Genomic DNA, 18,875 nt, shown 5'->3' with positions numbered 1-18,875 from the left:
AGGCTTCCATGATGTCGCGTTTCCGTTTGCATCGGCCCTGTCGGTCGGGGCGCCAGAAACGCGAACGTCTGCCTCTTCCATCCGGACTGTAACCGTTGGCCCCGGACTTTCACCGGGTCAGCCTGCGCTCTCGCACAGGGTCGCGGGCTTGCCGAGCGCCTAAGGCGCCGCCGTGCTTACCGCCAGTGAGGATTTCCACCTCGCCCTGAAACAGAATTCACGGGGCACATTGTAGGCGACGGCCGCCGCGCGCGCAACCCCTGGGGCCATTGGATGCGCGCGGCGGTCGATAGACGCCGCCGATGCCTCGGGACCTCCGGGCCTCGGGATCTCGGGGCCTCGGGACCTCCGGGCCTCGGGCCTCGAGGCCCCGGGGCCTCGCGCCGCCCGTCAGCGGCGACGGGGGTACAGCACGTAGCCGCGCTCGGTTTCGGCGCGCCCTTCGAAATCCTCGCCGCGTTCTGCAAAACGCGGGCGGTCGTGGGGGCAGATGTCCATGGAGAAGGCGTCGCCGACGGCGCCCGAGGCGAGCACCTCGTCGGTGGGGCCCGCATCGACGACCCTCCCCTTCTGCATCACCACGAGGTAATCGGAGTAGCGCAGGGCGAGATCCAGATCGTGGATGACCATGGCGACGGTCTTGCCCTCGCGGCGGTTCAGGTCGCGCACGAGGGCCATGAGGTCGTGGCAGGCGCTGATATCCAGATAGGTGGTGGGCTCGTCCAGCACGATGAGGTCGGTGTCCTGGGCGAGCGTGCGGGCCACATGGGCCCGCTGGCGCTCGCCGCCGGAGAGCTGGCGCAGGTCGTGGCTGCGAAAGCGCGCGACGCCGGCCCGTTCCATAGCGGCCTCCACGGCCGCGCGATCGTCGGGGCCGAGGCGTCCTCCCCAGGCCAGGTGGGGATGGCGGCCGCAGGCCACCAGGGCCTCCACGGTCATGGGAGGCACGCGCGAGCTCTGGGCCAGCACGGCCATCAGATGCGCCCGCTCGCGCGAGGCCAGCTCACCCGTGTCGTGGCCGGCCACTTCCACCCGCCCCGCCACAGGGCGCAAAAGGCCGGCGGCCAACTTCACCAGCGTCGATTTCCCGCAGCCGTTGGGACCGACGATGCTCGTCACCGCGCCGGCGGGGATGGCGGCGGAAAGCCCTTCCATGAAGGGGACACCCGGCTTGTAGGAGAACGAGACGCCCTCGTAGCGGATGGCGCACTCCGGCGAGCGCGCCCCAACGTCGGCGGGACGCGCACACGACGGCGTTCTCTCGCCCCGGATAACGCATTCAGTCAAGGCCGCCTCCTTTGTTCTTCAGGATGAGGTAGATGAAGAAGGGGCCGCCGATGAAGGCCAGAAGGATGCCCACGGGCAGCTCGTAGGGGGCGAACAGCACCCGGGCCAGAAGGTCGCAGCCCACAACGAAGGCCGCCCCGGCCAAGGCCGAGGCCGGCACCACCCAGCGGTTGTCGTGGCCGACGAAGAAGCGCATCAGGTGCGGCACCACAAGCCCCACGAACCCGATAAGCCCCGCGAAGCTCACGGCCGCACCGGCAAGCACCGCGGCCACGGCGAGCATCCCCAGACGCACGGCGCGCACGTTCACGCCCAGGCTGTGGGCGGCCTCGTCGCCGAGCGAGAGGATGTTCAGCTTCGCCGCCCCCGCCAGCGCCGCCACCAGGCCCACAGCGATGTAGGCAGCGGGCCACGCCAGATCGCGCATGAGCACCCCGGACAGGCCGCCCACAAGGAAGGTGGACGAGCCGATGTAGGCGTCCGGATCCACGATGAGGATGGTGTTCATGCCCGCGCCGAACACCGTGGTGATGGCGATGCCGGCGAGCACCACGGTCAGGCGGCTTAAGCCCGTGCCCAGCGACAGCGCAAAGATGATGAGCGCCGTCGCCAGCGCCCCGATAAAGGCCGCCAGCGGCGTGAGCCACAGCGCCCCGGGAACGAGCGAGGCGGCCAGCAGCACGGCGAGACCAGCGCCGGAATTCACGCCGATGACGTTGGGGCTCGCCAGCGGATTGTCCAGGCACGCCTGGATCAGCGCGCCGGAGGTGGCCAGGGCCGCGCCGGCCAGAAGCGCCGCCAGCACCCGCGGCACGCGGACGTTCTCCAAGATGTTGCGGGCCATATCGGAGACATCGCCGCCGACAAGCCACGCCGCCAACTCCGGCAGGCTCACCGAGGAGGCGCCGAGCGTGAGCGCCGCCGCCGTGGCCGCCGCGAGAAAGATGGCGGTCGCGGCCACGACGATGATGTTGCGGGAGACAGAACCCATGGCGCAAGGCATCTTCCGCCGCTAGTTCTGCCCGTAAAGGTTATCGAAGAGCCCCTGGTAGGCCGCATCCCACTGGGCGTTGGGCTTTGCGAGGTACAGCGTCGGGTCCAGGGTGATGTAGCGGCCGTTCTGCACGGCGGACAGGCTCGACCACGCCGGATTGGCCGCCGTGGCCTCCTCGAGGTTGCGCATGGCCGCCTCGGTGTCGTTGCCCATGGGGATGACGAAGATGAAGTCGGGATCCATCTCGATGACCGCTTCCAGGCTGAAATCTTTCAGAAGGCTGCGATTCTCGTCGGCGAGGTTGTTCACGCCGAGATCGGCCAACATGGCCCCGGTCTGCGTACCGGAGTTCTGCACACGGGTGCCGCCGGAGAACGTGGTAAGCACGAGCGCCGTCGGCGGGTTCTCGGCCGGCGCCGCGCCCACGATGGCGTCGATAGCCTCGGCCACCTTCGCCACGTTCTGATCGTAGAGGTCCGCGCGCCCGGTGATGTCGGTGAAGGTGCGCATCAAGCGCTCGTAGTCGTCGAAGGTGGTCACCTCGAAGTAGGCCACGGGGATGCCCGCGCCCACAAGCGCGTCGCGCAGGTCGGCCTGGCTGGAATCGCCGCCGCGGCCGCCGGTGCCGCTCGTCATGATGACGAAGTCGGGATCAAGCGCCATGACAGCCTCGAGGTTCACTGCCGTGAAGTCCCCCACCGTGGCCACATCAGGACTTTGGATGGTCCAACCGGCCGCCTGGAGCGCATCATCGGAGACGCCCACGAGCGTGCCCCCAGCCAGCTCCCAGGCGTTCGCGAAGCTGCCCATGCAGGCCACGACCCGCTGCGGGTTGTCCACGGTGACCTCGTTTCCCGCATCGTCGGTGAAGGTGACCGGACCGGGCACCGCCTCGGTGCCGGACCCGGACACGGCGTCCGATTGCTCCTGGGCCAGCCCATTGTCGACAGCCGGGGCCTCGGCTCCCTGTTGCCCGCAACCGACCAGCGCCAGAGCAAGCGCCGCGGTGGCAGCGCACAGTACAAACTTCTTCAAAACAAAATCCTTTCTATACAAAAACTCACAGGTTCGCCCAAGGAAGTCAGCGAGGTTGCGACAGGTGCCTGATATGGCCCCGCCTTTGGGCCAAGCGGCCTTCGTGCCGCGCCGAGCCCAAAACAAGGGGCCAGATCAGGTGCCTGTCGGAACCGCAGCGTCAGGACGTTCATTCGGCAATAGCCGAATGAACGTCGAGTTGTTGGCCGTGGGCGCAGTAGTCATCCTGGGCCAGGATGTCGCCGTCGTGGTAGTAGGCGGCCCGGGCGCGGCAGCCGCCGCAGCCGTCCTTGTAGTCGCAGGTGCCGCAGGCGCCGGAGTAGGCCTGGGTGCGCAGGCGCTCGAACACTGGGCTCGTCTTCCAAATCTCGTCGAAGGGCGTCTCGCGCACGTCGCCGGCCTCTTCGGTCATGTAGGCGCAGGGGCGAACGATCCCCTCGCTGCCCACGACGCAGTAGGTGAGGCCGGCCAGGCAGCCGCGGGTGAAGCGCGTGTCAACGCCCAGCTGCTTGGCCACGCGGGTGAACTGTGGCGCGCAGGTGGGCTTCACGTCAATGGACACTTCCGCCGACTTCTCCATGATCTCGCGCAAAAGTGCCTCGTTTTCCAGCACCTCCAGGCTCGTCTCCTGGATGTACTCGCCACGGCCGACGGGGATCAGGAAGAAGATGTAGTGGGCCACAGCGCCGATCTCCTCCGCGAAGTCGGTGATGGCGCATACCTCGTCGCGGTTCCAATCGACCACGGTGGTGTGCAGCTGGAAGGGCAGGCCGGCGCGCTTGCAGGCCTCGATGCCGGTCAGGGTGAGCGCATGGGCGTTCGGAAGGCCGCGGAACTTGTCGTGCTTGGCGGCGTCCAGGCTGTCCACCGAGATGCCCATGGCGGCCGCGCCGGCCTCTTTCAGGCGGCAGGCCACCTCGTCGGTGATGAGCGTGCCGTTGCTGCCGAACACCGGGCGCAGGCCGCGGGAGGCCGCATGGGCCACCAGCTCGTAAATGTCGGGACGCAGAAGCGGCTCGCCGCCGGAGAAGATCATGATCTTGAAGCCCGCGCGGGCAATCTCGTCGATCATCTTCTTCGCCTCGTCGGTGGTAAGCTCGCGCTCGGTGGCCTCCTCGGCGTCCTGGTAGCAGTGGACGCACTTCAGGTTGCATTGGTTCGTGGTCATCCACGATACGATCATGTCGGGGTCTCCTCTCCCACGCATGGACGCGGCCTCAGGCTGACGGCTCACGTGCCGCAGGCTCGACGGCAGGTTTGCCGCGCGTTCGGCCGCAAGGTGGTTTCAAGGATACCCAGAGCGCTTTCCGCAGGAATCGCCCGAACGGGCTAGGTTGGAAGGACGCCGCGGGAGATGAGGACGCGCACCTTAACCCGTCTGCAGGGCGAAAGTGCGAACCGCATCGGCAAAAAGGCGCTCGCGGGCGTCGTCGGTGCCCAGGCGCGCCCAAGGGGCGTCGCGGGTGATGGCGGCCAGATCGGCGACGGTGTAGAGGAAGACGCCATCGAGGGAGGCGACGCGGTGATCGATAAGCAAGCCATCCGCGCTGGCGTCGACGAGCAGCATCGGCCGGCCCCGGCGCAGGCGGACGACGCCCTTCATGAGGCGCCGATCGAGCGAGGCGCCTTCCACAGCGCTTTCCGCCAAGACGATATCGGCATCGACGAGCAGCGCCGAGAGCAGCTGGGGGTCGGCCACGGGCGCGCCGAGCACGCGGGCGGCCTCCTCGCAGTCTCCATCGCCGAGCACCTGGAAGCGCTCTACGCCGGCGCCGAGGAACGCGCCGGCGAGGGCCAGCGAGAAATCGCCCGCGCCGGCAGCAAGCACGCACCGGCGCTCGAGATGGCCGAACACGCGCCGGGCCAGCTCCACGGCCGTCTCGGCCAGCGCCGCCGTCGAAGCGGACGCATCCGCCGCGGACAAAGCGCTGGACAGACCGGAGGCCGCCGCAGCGAGCCGGGTCAGGGCATCGCCCAGCGTGGCCGCCTTCCGCGCCTCCGACAGGGCGCGCGCCCAACAGGCGGGCAGCGCGGCCGGCAAGCCCGGCGCGCCAAGAGCCCCGCGGCCTCCCGGCTGCGACAGCTCTCCCGCAGCGGCAAGCCCGTCGCATTCCCCGGGAAGCGACGCGCCTTCCCGGGGTCCCCGAGCGAACTCGTCCAGGCCGCACAAGGCGGCGAACAGGTGAGAGGCCGCATCGATCCCCTCGGCGAAATAGAGCGCGCCGGCCACCTCCCCCTCGGCCACAGCGCCGAAAAGTCCGGCGGCGATATCGTAGGCGTCGCAGCCCCCGTCGGCCACAGCGTACAGCTCCAGCCGGCCGTCCGCGGCCACGAGGAGTCCCTCGCTCAGGCTCCGGTGCCCCGAGACGGCGCCGAGCAGCGCGCGGCGGGCGGCAGCGTCGGCCAAATGCTGGCTCGCCGATGGGAACACCGGGCGGCGCGGGTTCACGCCCGCAACGAACAGACCCATGGCCCTACCCCGCCGACACCGCGATGAGCAGCACTGCCGCCGCAAGGCCGGCAATGGCCAAAGCGTCGCGGGTTCTCGCCGACGCGGCCCAGGGCGCCAGAAACGACAGGGCGCAGAACGCCGACCACACGGCCGTCGTCACCAGGGAGAGCGCCACGCGCGGCACCAGATAGCCCAAGTTGCCCTCGGTGCCGATCTGTGCCATGGCCGCATAGAGCGCCACCAGGTGCGTGAACCCGATGAGCATGGCAGCGATGAGCACCGTAAGGCCCACCAACCCCGCCAAGCGCGAGATGAGGGCGAGCGTATCCAGCGCCGGCGTGTTCAGCTCGAGCACCTTGGCGCTGCGGGCCGCCATAAGCCGGCGCTGGTACCAGTCGAGCGCAGCCGATACGGCCGAGGTGGCGAAGCAGGCCAGGGCGACGAACACGAGCACGATATGGGGCACGAGCAGCGGCCAGTGGTAGAAGGCCATGTTGTCGGCACCCGCGGGGTCGAGGATGCGCAGCCACTGGGACACGAGGATCAGAAGCGCCACCACCGGCGCGGCGACGGTGGAGAAGGCCAGTCCACGGCGAGTGACGAGCAGCCCCACCGCCGTCACCACGGCAAGCACCCACGAGGCCAGCATGACGATGTTGGGGCCCGAGAGCAGCGTGCCTGCGGTGCTTACCGACTCCATGCCGATGACCGCGGAATGCGCCGCCACGGCGGCCAGATAGACGCCCTTGGCCGCCCGCGCCGCCCGACGGTGACCGCGCCTGAGACCGAACGCCCCCAAGGCGCTCGCCGCGCCGTAGAGCAAGATGCAGAGTATTTCGAAGACGAACAGGGTCATGAGCGCGCTATCCTCCCAGCCTGAGGGTTCAAGTCTATCCGAGGGCGCCTTTCCCGCCATCCCCCGTTCGGGCTAATCAGCGGCGGCGCAGCAGGCCAGTTTCGAAGCCGTAGGCCACGAGCGCCGCGCGGTTCGCACGACCGCACTTGGTGGTCATGTGGGACAGGTGCGCCTTCACCGTCTGCTCAGAGAGGGAAAGCCGCCCGGCGATCTCCTTGTTCGAGAGACCGCCGGCGATGTAATAGAGAATCTGCTGCTCGCGCAAGGTGAACGCGGAGGCAGGGTCGGCGACGAAGATCATCGTGCGTCCTTCGAGCCGCGCCCTAGGCGAAGTCGTAGAGGTCCTTGGCGGCTTCCTGGAAGTCCGCGTAGGCCTCGGCGGCGATGACCTCGTCGTCCACCAGCTCGAAGGAGCAGGGCTGGCCGTCGGCGTCCACCTCGGTCACTTCCAAGACCACCACTTCGCCAGAAGAGGTAGCCGGATGCTCGTCGTCCACCGGGAAGAAGAACCCGAACGAGCTCTCCCCCTTCAGCACGAGCCCGAGGAACTCCAGTTCCACCTGCTCGCCCTTCTCATCGACGAGCGTGATGGTGATGCCCTCTTCGGTAGGCGGGCAAAAGTTAGGAGCCGAACCTTCACGAACCATGTTCGCGCCTTTCTCTCAAGCGTGGAAGAGCGTAGAGGGACACGGGGTGCTGCTCACCAAGCGAGTTCTGCAGCGAACGAAACAGCCCAGTGGGCTGTTTCGCCGAGCGAGGACAGTACGCGCGACTGAGCAGTACCCCGTGGCCCGATCCCGGGAGAGCTGCTATTGCGCCCTTCCGTGGCGGTGCTTCTTTTTCTTGTTGTTCACCGGTTTGGGCTTGGCGGCCGCCGCCACCGCCGCGGCGTCGGGCGCCTCACCGGTCGCCTCGGTCTGCTCGGCCACGTAGGCCTCGGCGCGGGCGTTGGCCTCAAGACGCGCTAGAGGCACCTGGGCGATGCCGGTGGAGGCAGAGTGGTCGAACTCGAACAGGCCCACTTCCGTGCCGTACTTCTTCTGCAGCTTCGCGAACTTCGGCTCGCGGGTCTTCCACATACAGTAGAGCGGGCAGGCGATGGCGATGGACGAGTAGGAGCCGGCGATGAGGCCGATGGCCATGGCGAAGGCGAAGTCCTTCAGCGTCTCGCCGCCGAACAAGAGCATGGCGAACACCGGGATGAACGAGGTGAGCGTCGTGTTGATGGTGCGGATGAACACCTGGTTCATGGAGTGGTTGGCCATGGTCATGAAGGTGCAGCGGATGTCCTCGCCCTTCATGTTGTCGTTGATGCGGTGGAACACGACCACGGTGTCGTAAAGCGAGTAGCCGAGAATCGTGAGCAGGGCGGCGATGGTGTTCGGGTTCACTTCCCGACCCACCAGTGCGTAGATGCCCACCACCAAGATGAGATCGTGGAACAGCGCGACGATGGCCATGACGCCCATCTTGTACTCGAAGCGGATGGCGATGTAGACGATGATGAGCAGGATGGACACGAGGAAGGCGATGAGCGAGCTTTGGATGACGCTCGCGCCCCAGTCGGGACCGATGGTGGTCACTTCGAAGTCGCTCGAGGTCATGCCGAGGGCCTCGGCCACCTGGTTGGCATGGGCCGTGGCGTCCTCGGCCGAGGTGGTGGTGGTGCGCACGAGGAAGCCGGGCTCGCCGTTGGTCTCGGTGGTCTGGATGACGGCGTCAGGCTCGCCGGCGTCGTTCATGGCCTCGCGCATCTGCTCGGTGGTGATATCGCCGGTGCCGTGGAAGGCCACCGACGTGCCGCCGACGAACTCGATGCCGAAGTTCAGGCCGCGGAAGCCGACGATAGCGAGGCACGCCACCATGGCCACGGCGGCCACGGTGAGGAACACTTTGCGGTAGCCGAGGAAGTTGATGTCGTGCTTGATGAAGCGTCCCTTGATCTTGCGCACGGCGGTGACGGCGACCGAGCCCTCTTCGCCCTCGCCCTCGGCGACGACGCGGGTCTCGGCGGCGTTCATCTGGGCCGCCGTCTCGGCCTCGGCCTCGGGCACGCCCTCGGCGGCGGCCAGCTCGGCGTAACCCTTCGACGCGTCGATGGAGTCCTTAATGCCCCAGAAGCCGGGGTGCTTCGCAATGACCTTCGGCGCGAGCAGGCGGATAAGCGGCGCCTTGAAGATGAGCATCATGGCGATGTCGCAGATGATGCCCAAGGCCAGCGTCATACCGAAGCCCTTGACGGAGGCGGCGGCGAGGAAGAACAGGCACAGCGCCGAGACCATGGTCACGAGGTCGGCGTCGATGGAGGTGAAGATGGCGTGCTTCACGCCGGTGATGGAGGCCGCCTTCACGGAGCGGCCCATGCGGATCTCCTCGCGGAAGCGCTCCACCGTGAGGATGGAGGAGTCGGCAGCCATACCGATGGTCAGCACGATGCCGGCGATGCCCGCCAGCGACAGACTGAACAGGTGGAAGGCGGAAAGGGCCGCCAGGATGCCGAGGTAGAGCACGGCGAACACGGCCATGGCCGCGGCGGTGATGATACCGAGGCCCTTGTAGAAGAACAGCAGGTACAGCATGACGACCGCAAGGCCGATCAGCGCCACCACGACGCCGGAGACGAGCGCGTCCTGGCCGAGGGTGGGGCCGACGACCTGGGACTGGGCGTACTCGAAGGACACCGGCAGCGAGCCGGACTCCAGGATGGTCTGCAGCGCCTTGGCGTCTTCCAAAGAGTACTGGCCGGTGATGGACACCTCGCCGTTGGGGATTTCGGACTGCACGGCCGGGGCGGACTGCACCTCGCCGTCCAAGATGATGACAATCTTGCCGTGGTCGGCCACCAAATCGCGCGAGGCGTCGGCGAAGGCCTTGGCGCCCTGGGAGTTCAACGTGATGTTCACGCTGTAGTAGGTGCTGCCCTCGCTCTCGCGGCCGATGGTGACGTTGGTGATGTCGGCGCCGGTGACGATGGGCGTGTAGGTGCCCGGCTCCACGGCCATGTGCTCAACCTGGCCCGAGGGGAAGGCATTGCCGAACTCGTCGGTCACCGTGCCCTCGCCGGAGGTCTGGCCGGAATCGATGGCGTTCTTCACGTCCTCATCGGTGAACGAATCCAGGCGGGCGAACTCCAGCGAGCCGGTGCGCCCGATGGTGGCGAGCGCCTCTTCCGTGTCGGCCAGGCCGGGGATCTGCACGAGAATCTGGTCGTTCCCCTGTTCCTGCACCGTGGCCTCCGAGGCGCCCAGCGCGTTCACGCGGCTCTCGATGATGGCGCGAGACTTCTCCATGTCCTCGGGGGTGACCGGCGCACCGTCCGTGGACTTCGCCGTGAGCACCACCGACAGACCGCCCTGGATGTCCAGGCCCTGGTTGATCTTCTCGTTGGGCGGAGTGAACAGCACCACCGACACGACGATGAGCAGGGTGGTGAGGATGAGCAGCCACACGTTGCGGCGATCCGCCGTACGGGCCGGCTTCTTCTTGACGTTGCGTTCCAATGCCATGGGATGCGACCTTCTTCTTTCGCGTTCCGTTCTCCTGCGCGCCCTGGTTCTCTTAGCGCGCTTCCGTTCTTTTCTCGCGCGGTGGTTCTTCTCGCGCGATAAGCGCCCCAGCCTCCCCCGAAGCGGCGCTTTTGCGTTAACTTGCCTATTGTGCCATAAATGAACCGAAGGTCAAAGCCCAATTCTGACATCACGACAACTAATGCGGCATAATCGGGAGCGCCTCGGGAGCCTCAGGGGCGCGCCCCAACGTGACAACGCTCCTCCGCTCGGCGGCGAACCCGTGAAACGAGCGTGCTCCAACGCCAGAAGACCCCTCCACCCGGCGACGAGCGCGCCAAACGAATACACCCGCCTTCGCCTCAAGGCCGCAAGCTATCAATCTGGCTTGGAAATTGGCTTGGAAATCACGAAACATCGGAATACAGAGGGAAACGAACCCTACGATCGTCCAAAATGGCTTGGAAATCACGAAACATCGGCGATTGGCGCCTCTCGGCAGGCTATTTCCTTCATTTTTCTGAAGTTTCCCCAGGTGACGTATTACAACGAAACGCCTTTTTCGCTTTTAGCGCCGATGTTTCGTGATTTCCAAGCCATTTGAAGGCTGAGCACATGCGCTTTTGCCCCTAAACCCGATGTTTCGTGATTTCCAAGCCATCCGAGGGCCGGCAGGTTGCGGCGATGACGCCCTATCACGCACCCAACAGCGCCACGAGCTCGCGGCGGTTCGCGACGCCGCACTTCTCGTAGATGTGGCTCATGTGGGCCTTGAGGGTGCCCTCGGCGATGAACAGCTCCTGCATGATGGCCGGGCCGTTCTTGCCCTGGGCCACCAGCACCAGGATCTCGGTCTCCCGCGGGGTGAGGCGGGCGTGCTCGGCCAGCTCAGCCGCCCGCTCGTCGCGCCGCAACTCTTCCGGGGTCTTCTCCACGAGACCGCCCGCGTCCAGGATGCGCACGCCCCAGCGGCTCGCCAGCTCCTTCTCGGACAGCAGGATGAGCGTGGCCGCCAGCATCATGGCCACCACCGCAACCGCGATGACCGCGTCCTGGGCGCCGGCGTTCATGCCCGCGGCGGCCATGGCCTCGGCGACCCCCTTGCCCCAGATGACGAACACCTGCTCGGCACCTTTGATGGCGGCGAAGATGACGACCGTGACCCCGAGGCGCTTGGCGATGTCGTACAGAAGCAGCGCCACGATGATGCCCACGAGCGAGTAGCTCATGGAGATGAGGTAGCTGGACACCGCCGTGCCGAAGACGCCCTCGACGGGCACGAGCAGAAAGCCGCACACGATAAGCACGAGCGGCGAGCGGTACAGCGTGCCGATGTTGAAGCGGTTCGAGAAGAAGTAGGCGCTTGCGAACAGCACCGCCATGACGATGGCCGTCGAGACCGATGAGTGCATACCGGCGCCGGCCGCCAGCTGGTGCTGGCGCAGCCCGTAGGCGAAGGAGTACAGGGCCAGAAGCACGAAGATCTTCCACGGGTAGGTGAACTTCGGAATGACCGGCGAGGGGCGATCGGCGACGGGCAGCGCCGAGAAGGCACGGCGCAGGCAGAGCAGCGCCACCGGCGGCAAGATCACCAAAGCGCAGGCCACGCGCAAATCGTCCAGGCCGTCGCAGAAGAACACGCAGACGACGGCCACCAGCTGGGAGGCCGTCGTGTACAGGAAAATGCGGATGAGCGAGATGCAGCTTAAGACTTCGGCCCACAGAAGCAGGAAGAGGCCGAAGCCCGCGCCTCCCGCCGCCGCGCCCGCGGCCACGAGGACGACGTCCGCCGGCCCTGCGACCAGGCCGGTGCCGACCGCGATGAGGCACAGCGACGCCGCGACCATCAGCGCCGCCGACGCCGCGCGCATCCGCCCCGTGGCGTTCAGGGGCAGAAGGCGGCGCGCGGCAAGCGCCGCCGCGATGGAGACCAGGCAGAAGGCGTAGTCGAAGACGTCGTGCAGATCGAAGGCGGCCGGCAGCGCGAGGGCCGGCGCCGCCACGGCCAGCGTCACCCAAGCGCGGGCGCAGCCGAGCGCGAACAGGTAGGGCAGAATGCCCCGCAGGTACAGGGAGCGGTCTTCCCTCCCCTTCCGTATGTCCTTCAACAGGTTCCCCATGGCGGCCATTATAGCAGGTGACAGGGCCGGCCGGCGGCCGGGTCGGCGCTTTCCCGAGGCCTTTGCGGCATCGGGGCCGCAAAGACCGCAAGGGGCCGCAAGAGCCGCCAAGGGCCGCACGCAGAAGGCCCAGCCGACGGGGAGGGAGCGCCGGCCGGGCACGGGAGGGCGAAACGGCAGGTGGCCTACAGGCTCGCCACCAAGCGACCGGTGTAGTAGCCCGAGGTGATGGCGCGGCCGATGGAGAGCCCCTCGATGTCCATGGGGTAGTCCACGCCGCCGAAGAACTGGCCCGAGGCGTTGCCCACGGCGTACAGGCCGCTGATGGGCTCGAACTCCCCGTTCAGGCACTGGTGGTTGCTATCGACCACGAGGCCGCCCAGGATGGCCGGCAGCTTGTTGGAGCCGCGGGGGATGGCGTAGTAGGGGCCGCCCTCGATGGGCACGAGGTACTTGGCGGCCTTGCCGAAGTCCTCGTCGCGGCCGGCGGCGCACAGCTCGTTGTAGCGGGCCACGGTGTCGGCCAGCGCGGCGGCGTCGATGTTCGTGAGCTTCCAATCGTTCTCGGCGGCGTAGGCGTTCATGGCCTCGGCCAAACCCTCGATGGTGTCTGCGGTGATCCACTTCTCGGGGTTCACCTTGTTGTCGCCGTTGTACTGGGAGATGTCGTAGGGGCTGGCGGCCTTCCACTCCTCGTAGAAACTCTCCCAGTTCGCGGGCACCAGACTGAAGAACTTCGCCGCCGTGGAGTCCGCGAAGCCGGCCTTCGCCAGGTACGGGCGGACGAAGTTGTTCATGTAGCCCATGCGGCAGCAGGTCTCGTCCATGAAGCGGTTGCCCTCCTGGTCGACGAAGAGGAAGGGCATCTCCAGGCGCACGGCCGCCGGCTCGCCGTGGATCATCTTGGTGTGGGTGTGCGGCGTCATGATGGCCCCGGCGTTCATGCCGGCCACCAGAGCGCTGCCGTCGCGGAAATCGGTGAACAGCGAGAAGCCCTTAGTGTCCGGCGCGTAGTAGTCGAGCATCTCCTGGTTGGAGGAGTAGTCGCCGCAGGCCAGAATAACGCCCTTGGTCGCCGTGAACAGGTGGTGCGCCCCGTCGGCATCCTCGCAGATGGCGCCCGTGACCGCGCCGGACTCGTCAGTGGCCAGCTGCTTGCAGGGCATGTTGTAGAAGAACTCGGCGCCGGCGGCGGCCAGGTTCTCGGCGATCACCGTGGCGGCGGCGTTGTGGTTGCCCTCCACGTGGAAGTAGGTGTTGGCGTGCAGGTGGATGTCGTAGCCGTTGTAGGAGAGCACCGCGTCGTGGGGCTTGCTTTCCACGCCGCCCTTCGCCGCCTCCTCGGCCCACCAGGCCAGCGCCTCCTGGGAATTGTGGGCCCAGATGTTCACGAGGTCGCGGTTGGAGCGGTAGTCGCTCTTCCAGTTGATGAAGCTCACGCAGGCCTGGACGGCGGCCTCGTCGGTCTGGGTGAGGTCGATGGAGGCGGCCATGTTGCCGGTGGTCTGGGCGGCGTTGATGTTCTGCACGCAGGCCACGCGCGCCCCGGCCTCGAGCGCGGTATGCACGGCGGACAGGCCCGACTCGCCGGCGCCGACCACGACGACGTCGTACTCGTGGGTCTCGGCGAAATCGGTGATGGGCTCCTGGGGCGCGAGGAACGCGGGGCCGGCAGCGGCGCCCGTGTCGGCCAGGCCCTTCTCGGCGGCGGCCTCGGCGACGGTCTTGGGCTGGCCGCAGCCGGCGAGCGTGCTGGCGCCGGCCACGCCGAGCGCGGCCAGGCCGCCGAACTTGAACAGATCGCGACGAGTAACGGTGGTGGTCATGGTGAACTCCCTCTCTTTCCGTTGCGCGGGACGCCTCTCATGCGCCCTCGTGCCTCTCCTTGCGCCGGGCACTCCTTCGCGCCCTGCGCTTTGTCGGGCGCCGCGCGCCCTCCTTGACAGATGCCGTCCGGGGAACCACGACCGCGGCCTTCACCGCCGCTCTCGCACTCGGGCAGCCTTCCAGCTGCCGCCCGAGTACGGCACCCCGCGACAACCTTCAACTGGTGTGCGGGCTCGGCGCCCCGTGACGATCCCCACTATGGACGCCGCCGCGCCATCGCGCATCGGAAAGCGAGCGAGAAAAAGATTATTCTCGTAATCTTTTCCCTAATCCTTTACTCTGAACTGGGAAAACTATTTTCTTGAAAAGCACCTAGCGAGGCTGCTCTTTGAGACAGTAATCCTCCAACGACCAACCCATGCGGAACAGGAGAGCTTGCTGATTCGCGAATTCCTTGCTTTGGGGGCGAAATCTTTTGCCCCGCCGGCGATAGCACTGCTCGGCGATGCGCCGCATCTCGCCCGAGCTGCCAATCTGCCCCGCCGTCACGGTGACGACCTTGTAGCCGTCCGTCTCAAGCGCCAGGCGCTTCTGGGCGTCTCTCGTCAGCTGCGAAGAGCTGGTGTGCTCGGCCGTTGAGTCGTACTCGATCGCAAGGCGAGCATCAGCAAAGAGGATATCAGGGACGAGCGTGGTGCGGCGTGCTATCTGCTGAGCCTTGTGGCTCGGCCGCAACCGCCGGTTTACCGCAAGGTCTGAGAGCTGAAAGCCGCCATAGCGGTAAGGCAGCCCGAACACCATAGCGAGAAACGCCTCTGGAGGAGAGGCCGCACCTTCCGTAACCCACGGGAGCGCCCGGCGAGCCTCCTTCACGCCTTTAATTCCAGGGTTGGCGCGGATAAAGGCCTCGATGCGCCTCTTCGAGGTAAGAGGCTCGCGTCGCCCAAGCTCGCCACCCTTCCCAGCGTCGAGGTAGAAGCGCCCGCAAAGCACATTGCCCGCGCGAACGAGCTCGTGAAAAGGAAGCGACTGCGCAAGCTGCACGAAGCAGAGCTCGGGACAGGAGACGAACACGCCGCTTTCCACGCGGCAGAAATCCTTTCCCTTCGGCATGCGAACCACAAGATGGCAGATCGCTTCCGACAATGGCCTTTTAGCATGAGACGTCGTAGAGACATGATACGGCCGGGGCAAAAACGGAAAGAGCCTCCCCAAATGACGCAGCGCCTCAAGAACAGGCTCGCAATTCTTCAGGATCTTCGCCGACACCTTGCACGAGGCGTCAGGCGCCGACGGCGCGCAAAGCCAGTAGGAGAAAGCCGATATGCCAAAGAGGATCAACCGCATTCGCGGCATTCTAAGACCTCTGCTCGCCACGTGTTCTCGGAATAACGCGATACATGAAATATCCTCTGCTGAAAGTAAATGCATCATCTTTTGCCGAGCAGAGCGTCCTACTGCCGGCACAGAGCCCCCGCGTCGCCCATACGCCACCTTCTCCGCGCAAAGCTGGCATGATGGCTTGAAAATGACGAAAGATCGGAATGCAGAAGAAAATCAGCGCTTCAATCGCCTGAAATGGCTTGAAAAACACGAAAGATCGGCAGTTGGCGCCCCAAAAAGAACGGTGATGTCTCGATTCGCAGAGTTTTCCCAGGTGGCGTATTACAACGAAACGCGTTTTTCGCCTCCGACGCCGATGTTTCGTGATTTTCAAGCCATTTCAGCAAGCAGCGCCCGCAGTTTTGCGCGCCAACGCAAGCAAGAGGTCGAGATGCCCCGCGTGGTGGGGGAAGGGACCCGCGGGTTTGCACACAACGCGACATCGCCGAAGGAGGGCGGTCGCCTCGCCGAAGGACGGCCGTCTCTAAAACCGCATTTTGCAAGCCAGACAGAGGGAAACAGGGAACCGCTCGACATGAATAGGCGAGCTGCAAACGCGTTTAATGCAAGAACATGGCGTCGCCGAAGGAGAGGAGGCGGTAGCGCTCGTCGATGGCGTGCTGGTAGGCGGCTAGGATGTTCTCGCGGGTGCTGAAGGCGGAGACGAGCATCATGAGCGTGGAACGCGGCACATGGAAGTTGGTGATGAGGGCATCGACCACGTGGAACTCATAGCCCGGCAAGATATAGAGGCTCGTGGCCTCGCGATCGCGGGCGACAAGAGCGCCCCGGCCGTCGTCGGCCTCGGGATCCCAGGCGCTTTCCAAGCTGCGGACGCTCGTGGTGCCCACGGCGATAACGCGGCCGCCTGCGGCATGGGTCGCGTTCACGGCGTCCACGGTGGCCTGGGTCACCGTGTAGAACTCGGTGTGGATGTGGTGCTTCTCCGGGTCGTCCTCGTCCACCACGCGGAAGGTGTCCAGACCCACTTCCAGCTCCACTGTGGCCCAACCGATGCCGCGCGCGCGCAAACGCTCGATGAGCTCGGGCGTGAAGTGCAGCCCGGCCGTGGGAGCGGCCGCCGAGCTTTCCCGGCGCGAGTACACCGTCTGGTACAGCTCCTCGTCGCCGGCGTAGTCGCGGATGTAGGGCGGCAGCGGCGTATGCCCCACGGCATGCAGGGCCTCGTCCAGCGACGGCAGGGGCGTGGAAAGCCGCGCCACGCGCTCGCCGCGCTGGCCGTCGCGGGCCCAGTCGATGATCTCGGCGGAAAGCACCACCTCGCCTGCAGCGTTCGAGAAATCCACCACGGCCCCGGCACCCGGCTTCAGGCGCTTACCCGGCCGCACGAGCACCTCCCAGAAGGCCACGCGGTTCGTGCGCGGCTCCGAGCCGCCGCATTCGCGCAGCAAAAATACCTCGGCCGCCCCGCCCGTGCCCCGCTTGGCGCCGAGCAGGCGCGCCGGCATGACCCGCGTCTCGTTGGCCACGAGCAGGTCGCCCGGCCGCAGGTACTCGATGATGTCCTTAAAGATGCGATCTTCCACTTCCCCGCTTTCGCGATCCATCACGAGCAGTCGGCACTCGTCGCGCACGGCCGCCGGCTCCTGAGCGATAAGCTCTTCGGGCAAGTTGTAGTCGAAATCATCGGTTCTCATGAAAAGCGCTCCTTTGAATGTATGCAGGCGCTATACTACCATGACCCAACTCAACTCGCGGGGGCCGGAGGCCGAGGGGGTGCTCGCAGCCCGCTGATCGCTTTATCCCCCTCCGAACGCGATAAAAGAATCAGCGAAGATGACGCACATAGGCGGGTACCATCCCGGCATCGCTGCTGCTGAAGTGGAAGCTGATTCTTGACGATCGCGTTCTCCGGGGGGCGATCAGAGGTCTGTGAGCACCCCCTCGGCCTCCGGCTCTACCGGTATTTCACGGATAGAAGGAACGATTTTGGCACTATTCGATTGCACATGCGACGCTACCAGCGGGCACGCCCGCGCGCTCACCTACACCACTGCCCACGGCGACTTCCACACGCCCATGTTCATGCCCGTGGGCACCTCCGCCACGGTGAAGGGGATCACCACCGACCAGCTGCGCGAGCTCGGCAGCCAGGTGGTGCTCGCGAACACCTACCACTTGGCCATGCGCCCCGGCGCGGAGCTGGTGGCCGAGGCCGGGGGCATCCACCGCTTCATGAACTACGACGGCCCCATGCTCACCGACTCCGGCGGCTTCCAAGTGTTCAGCCTCGCCGACACCGTGAAGCTCTCCGACGACGGGGTCACGTTCCAGTCCATCTACGACGGCAGCAAGATCCACTGGACGCCCGAGGAGAACATGCGCATCCAGGAGCTCATCGGCGCCGACATCGCCATGCAGCTGGACCAGTGCGCCCCTTACCCCGCCACCCGCGAGTTCGTGGCGCGCGCCGTGGACTACTCCAGCGCCTGGGCGCGTCGCTGCCTGGCGGCGCATACGCGCTCCGACCAGACGCTCTTCGGCATCGTGCAGGGCGGCATGCACCTGGATTTGCGCTTGGAAAGCGTGCGGCGGCTGCGCGAGATCGAAGAGGAGTCGCTCGCCGGGGGCGGCCGGCGCTTCGGCGGCTACGGCATCGGCGGCTATTCCGTGGGCGAGGATCACGAGGTCATGTTCGAGACGCTCGGCGAAGTGGCCCGGGCCTGTCCGGACGACCGGCCGCGCTACCTTATGGGCGTGGGCAACCCCACCACGCTCGTGCGCGCGGTGCGCGAGGGCGTCGACATGTTCGACTGCGTGCTGCCCACCCGCACGGCCCGCATGGGCACCGCGTTTTCCAGCGCCGGCCGCATGAATATGCGCAACGCCAAGTACGCCCGCGACTTCGCGCCGCTCGATCCGGCCTGCGACTGCCCCACCTGTCGCAACCACACGCGCGCCTACATCCGGCACCTCGTGAAGCAGAACGAGATGCTCGGCGCCATCCTGCTGTCGGTGCACAACCTACACTTCCTGCTGGATCTCATGCGCCGCGCGCGGGAAGCCGTGCTCGCCGACGCCTACGAGGAGTTCTTCGAGCAGTGGATGGAAAGCGACGCCGCGGCGGACTACTAGGAAGCGACGCAAGTTTTCTGCATCTGACTTCGGCAAACGTTATTGACCATCGTCAATACCATATCCGGGAGCAGCAGTGGTGACGATTCGTCAAAATTCAGATTACAACTTGTTGACAAGTGGCTACGAAACGTAAACGAGTAGGCCCGTGCGCTGACAGCTTCGTGACGTGCGATTACACTGTGGAGCAAAGTTACCAACGCGACTGCCGTCCAAAGAAGGATCGTGTCCCCAACGTTGGTGTAAGCGTCGTTTCTCCCAATGCGCGAAGAACGGCCATCGCCTAGAATCTTCAATTGTCGAGATTGATGGATTCAAC

The 18,875-nt window shown here is 66.1% G+C and carries 15 protein-coding genes and 1 riboswitch; of the genes, 2 read left to right on the top strand and 13 right to left on the bottom strand.

Going from position 1 to position 18,875, the window contains the following annotated elements; all coding sequences use genetic code 11:
• Window positions 1-65: 65 nt before the first annotated feature.
• A riboswitch (FMN riboswitch) is annotated at window positions 66-217 on the bottom strand.
• A gap of 173 nt (window positions 218-390) precedes the next feature.
• The 9 genes from ACYVRU_RS09685 to secD all read right to left on the bottom strand — a co-directional run bounded on the left by ACYVRU_RS09685 (window position 391) and on the right by secD (window position 10,130).
• Window positions 391-1,287, bottom strand: a complete 897-nt coding sequence (locus ACYVRU_RS09685) for an ABC transporter ATP-binding protein (RefSeq protein ID WP_231699487.1) — start codon at window positions 1,285-1,287, stop codon at window positions 391-393.
• Window positions 1,280-2,278 (bottom strand): FecCD family ABC transporter permease, encoded by a 999-nt coding sequence (locus tag ACYVRU_RS09680; protein WP_114539795.1) that lies wholly within the window; start codon window positions 2,276-2,278, stop codon window positions 1,280-1,282. Before ACYVRU_RS09680 ends, ACYVRU_RS09685 begins: the two co-directional genes overlap by 8 nt.
• Window positions 2,279-2,299: 21 nt before the next feature.
• Complete coding sequence (locus tag ACYVRU_RS09675; protein WP_231699488.1) at window positions 2,300-3,316, bottom strand: ABC transporter substrate-binding protein; 1,017 nt, start codon at window positions 3,314-3,316, stop codon at window positions 2,300-2,302.
• Between the two features lie 169 nt (window positions 3,317-3,485).
• Complete coding sequence (nirJ2, locus tag ACYVRU_RS09670) at window positions 3,486-4,499, bottom strand: putative heme d1 biosynthesis radical SAM protein NirJ2 (protein WP_302683355.1); 1,014 nt, start codon at window positions 4,497-4,499, stop codon at window positions 3,486-3,488.
• Between the two features lie 186 nt (window positions 4,500-4,685).
• On the bottom strand, window positions 4,686-5,786 hold the full coding sequence (locus ACYVRU_RS09665; RefSeq protein ID WP_302683356.1) for a hypothetical protein: 1,101 nt from the start codon (window positions 5,784-5,786) through the stop codon (window positions 4,686-4,688).
• A 4-nt stretch (window positions 5,787-5,790) separates the two neighbouring features.
• Window positions 5,791-6,624 carry a hypothetical protein gene (locus ACYVRU_RS09660; protein ID WP_302683357.1) on the bottom strand — a complete coding sequence of 278 codons (834 nt, stop codon included), beginning with the start codon at window positions 6,622-6,624 and terminating at the stop codon, window positions 5,791-5,793.
• Between the two features lie 76 nt (window positions 6,625-6,700).
• Window positions 6,701-6,925, bottom strand: coding sequence for a response regulator transcription factor (locus tag ACYVRU_RS09655; RefSeq protein ID WP_022739570.1), 225 nt, complete (start codon window positions 6,923-6,925; stop codon window positions 6,701-6,703).
• Between the two features lie 22 nt (window positions 6,926-6,947).
• Window positions 6,948-7,271: a DUF1292 domain-containing protein gene (locus ACYVRU_RS09650; protein ID WP_114539800.1), complete on the bottom strand. Its 324-nt coding sequence runs from the start codon at window positions 7,269-7,271 to the stop codon at window positions 6,948-6,950.
• 162 nt (window positions 7,272-7,433) lie between these two features.
• On the bottom strand, window positions 7,434-10,130 hold the full coding sequence (gene secD / locus ACYVRU_RS09645; protein WP_417179859.1) for a protein translocase subunit SecD: 2,697 nt from the start codon (window positions 10,128-10,130) through the stop codon (window positions 7,434-7,436).
• Window positions 10,131-10,413: 283 nt separating this feature from the next.
• Between secD and ACYVRU_RS09640 the strand changes: the two genes are divergently transcribed.
• Window positions 10,414-10,734, top strand: a complete 321-nt coding sequence (locus ACYVRU_RS09640; RefSeq protein WP_173113575.1) for a hypothetical protein — start codon at window positions 10,414-10,416, stop codon at window positions 10,732-10,734.
• 91 nt (window positions 10,735-10,825) lie between these two features.
• On the opposite strand, the gene ACYVRU_RS09635 is transcribed toward ACYVRU_RS09640, so the two are convergent.
• From ACYVRU_RS09635 to queA, 4 genes are all read right to left on the bottom strand, one after another.
• The gene (locus ACYVRU_RS09635; protein WP_302683359.1) at window positions 10,826-12,250 is read right to left on the bottom strand and encodes a helix-turn-helix domain-containing protein; all 1,425 of its coding nucleotides are present in this window, start codon (window positions 12,248-12,250) and stop codon (window positions 10,826-10,828) included.
• 185 nt (window positions 12,251-12,435) lie between these two features.
• On the bottom strand, window positions 12,436-14,076 hold the full coding sequence (locus tag ACYVRU_RS09630; protein WP_417003681.1) for an FAD-binding protein: 1,641 nt from the start codon (window positions 14,074-14,076) through the stop codon (window positions 12,436-12,438).
• Between the two features lie 373 nt (window positions 14,077-14,449).
• A complete protein-coding gene (locus ACYVRU_RS09625) occupies window positions 14,450-15,544 on the bottom strand; it encodes a hypothetical protein (protein ID WP_451918062.1) in 1,095 nt (364 codons plus the stop codon).
• Window positions 15,545-16,020: 476 nt separating this feature from the next.
• A complete protein-coding gene (gene queA, locus ACYVRU_RS09620; RefSeq protein WP_173113587.1) occupies window positions 16,021-17,118 on the bottom strand; it encodes a tRNA preQ1(34) S-adenosylmethionine ribosyltransferase-isomerase QueA in 1,098 nt (365 codons plus the stop codon).
• 292 nt (window positions 17,119-17,410) lie between these two features.
• Between queA and tgt the strand changes: the two genes are divergently transcribed.
• Window positions 17,411-18,556 (top strand): tRNA guanosine(34) transglycosylase Tgt, encoded by a 1,146-nt coding sequence (gene tgt, locus ACYVRU_RS09615; protein ID WP_173113590.1) that lies wholly within the window; start codon window positions 17,411-17,413, stop codon window positions 18,554-18,556.
• Window positions 18,557-18,875 lie beyond the last annotated feature (319 nt).

The organism is Adlercreutzia sp. CNCM I-6216 (assembly GCF_977113345.1).
The sequence above is the reverse complement of the archived record's forward strand: the minus strand, read 5'-3'. Positions and strand labels throughout refer to the sequence as shown.

What these genes read in the sequence shown, in the direction of transcription:
- ACYVRU_RS09680 (WP_114539795.1), bottom strand. Translation starts at nt 2,278, where the DNA reads ATGGGTTCTGTCTCCCGCAACATCATCGTCGTGGCCGCGACCGCCATC.
- nirJ2 (WP_302683355.1), bottom strand. Translation starts at nt 4,499, where the DNA reads ATGATCGTATCGTGGATGACCACGAACCAATGCAACCTGAAGTGCGTC.
- ACYVRU_RS09665 (WP_302683356.1), bottom strand. Translation starts at nt 5,786, where the DNA reads ATGGGTCTGTTCGTTGCGGGCGTGAACCCGCGCCGCCCGGTGTTCCCA.
- ACYVRU_RS09660 (WP_302683357.1), bottom strand. Translation starts at nt 6,624, where the DNA reads ATGACCCTGTTCGTCTTCGAAATACTCTGCATCTTGCTCTACGGCGCG.
- ACYVRU_RS09655 (WP_022739570.1), bottom strand. Translation starts at nt 6,925, where the DNA reads ATGATCTTCGTCGCCGACCCTGCCTCCGCGTTCACCTTGCGCGAGCAG.
- ACYVRU_RS09650 (WP_114539800.1), bottom strand. Translation starts at nt 7,271, where the DNA reads ATGGTTCGTGAAGGTTCGGCTCCTAACTTTTGCCCGCCTACCGAAGAG.
- secD (WP_417179859.1), bottom strand. Translation starts at nt 10,130, where the DNA reads ATGGCATTGGAACGCAACGTCAAGAAGAAGCCGGCCCGTACGGCGGAT.
- ACYVRU_RS09635 (WP_302683359.1), bottom strand. Translation starts at nt 12,250, where the DNA reads ATGGGGAACCTGTTGAAGGACATACGGAAGGGGAGGGAAGACCGCTCC.
- ACYVRU_RS09630 (WP_417003681.1), bottom strand. Translation starts at nt 14,076, where the DNA reads ATGACCACCACCGTTACTCGTCGCGATCTGTTCAAGTTCGGCGGCCTG.
- queA (WP_173113587.1), bottom strand. Translation starts at nt 17,118, where the DNA reads ATGAGAACCGATGATTTCGACTACAACTTGCCCGAAGAGCTTATCGCT.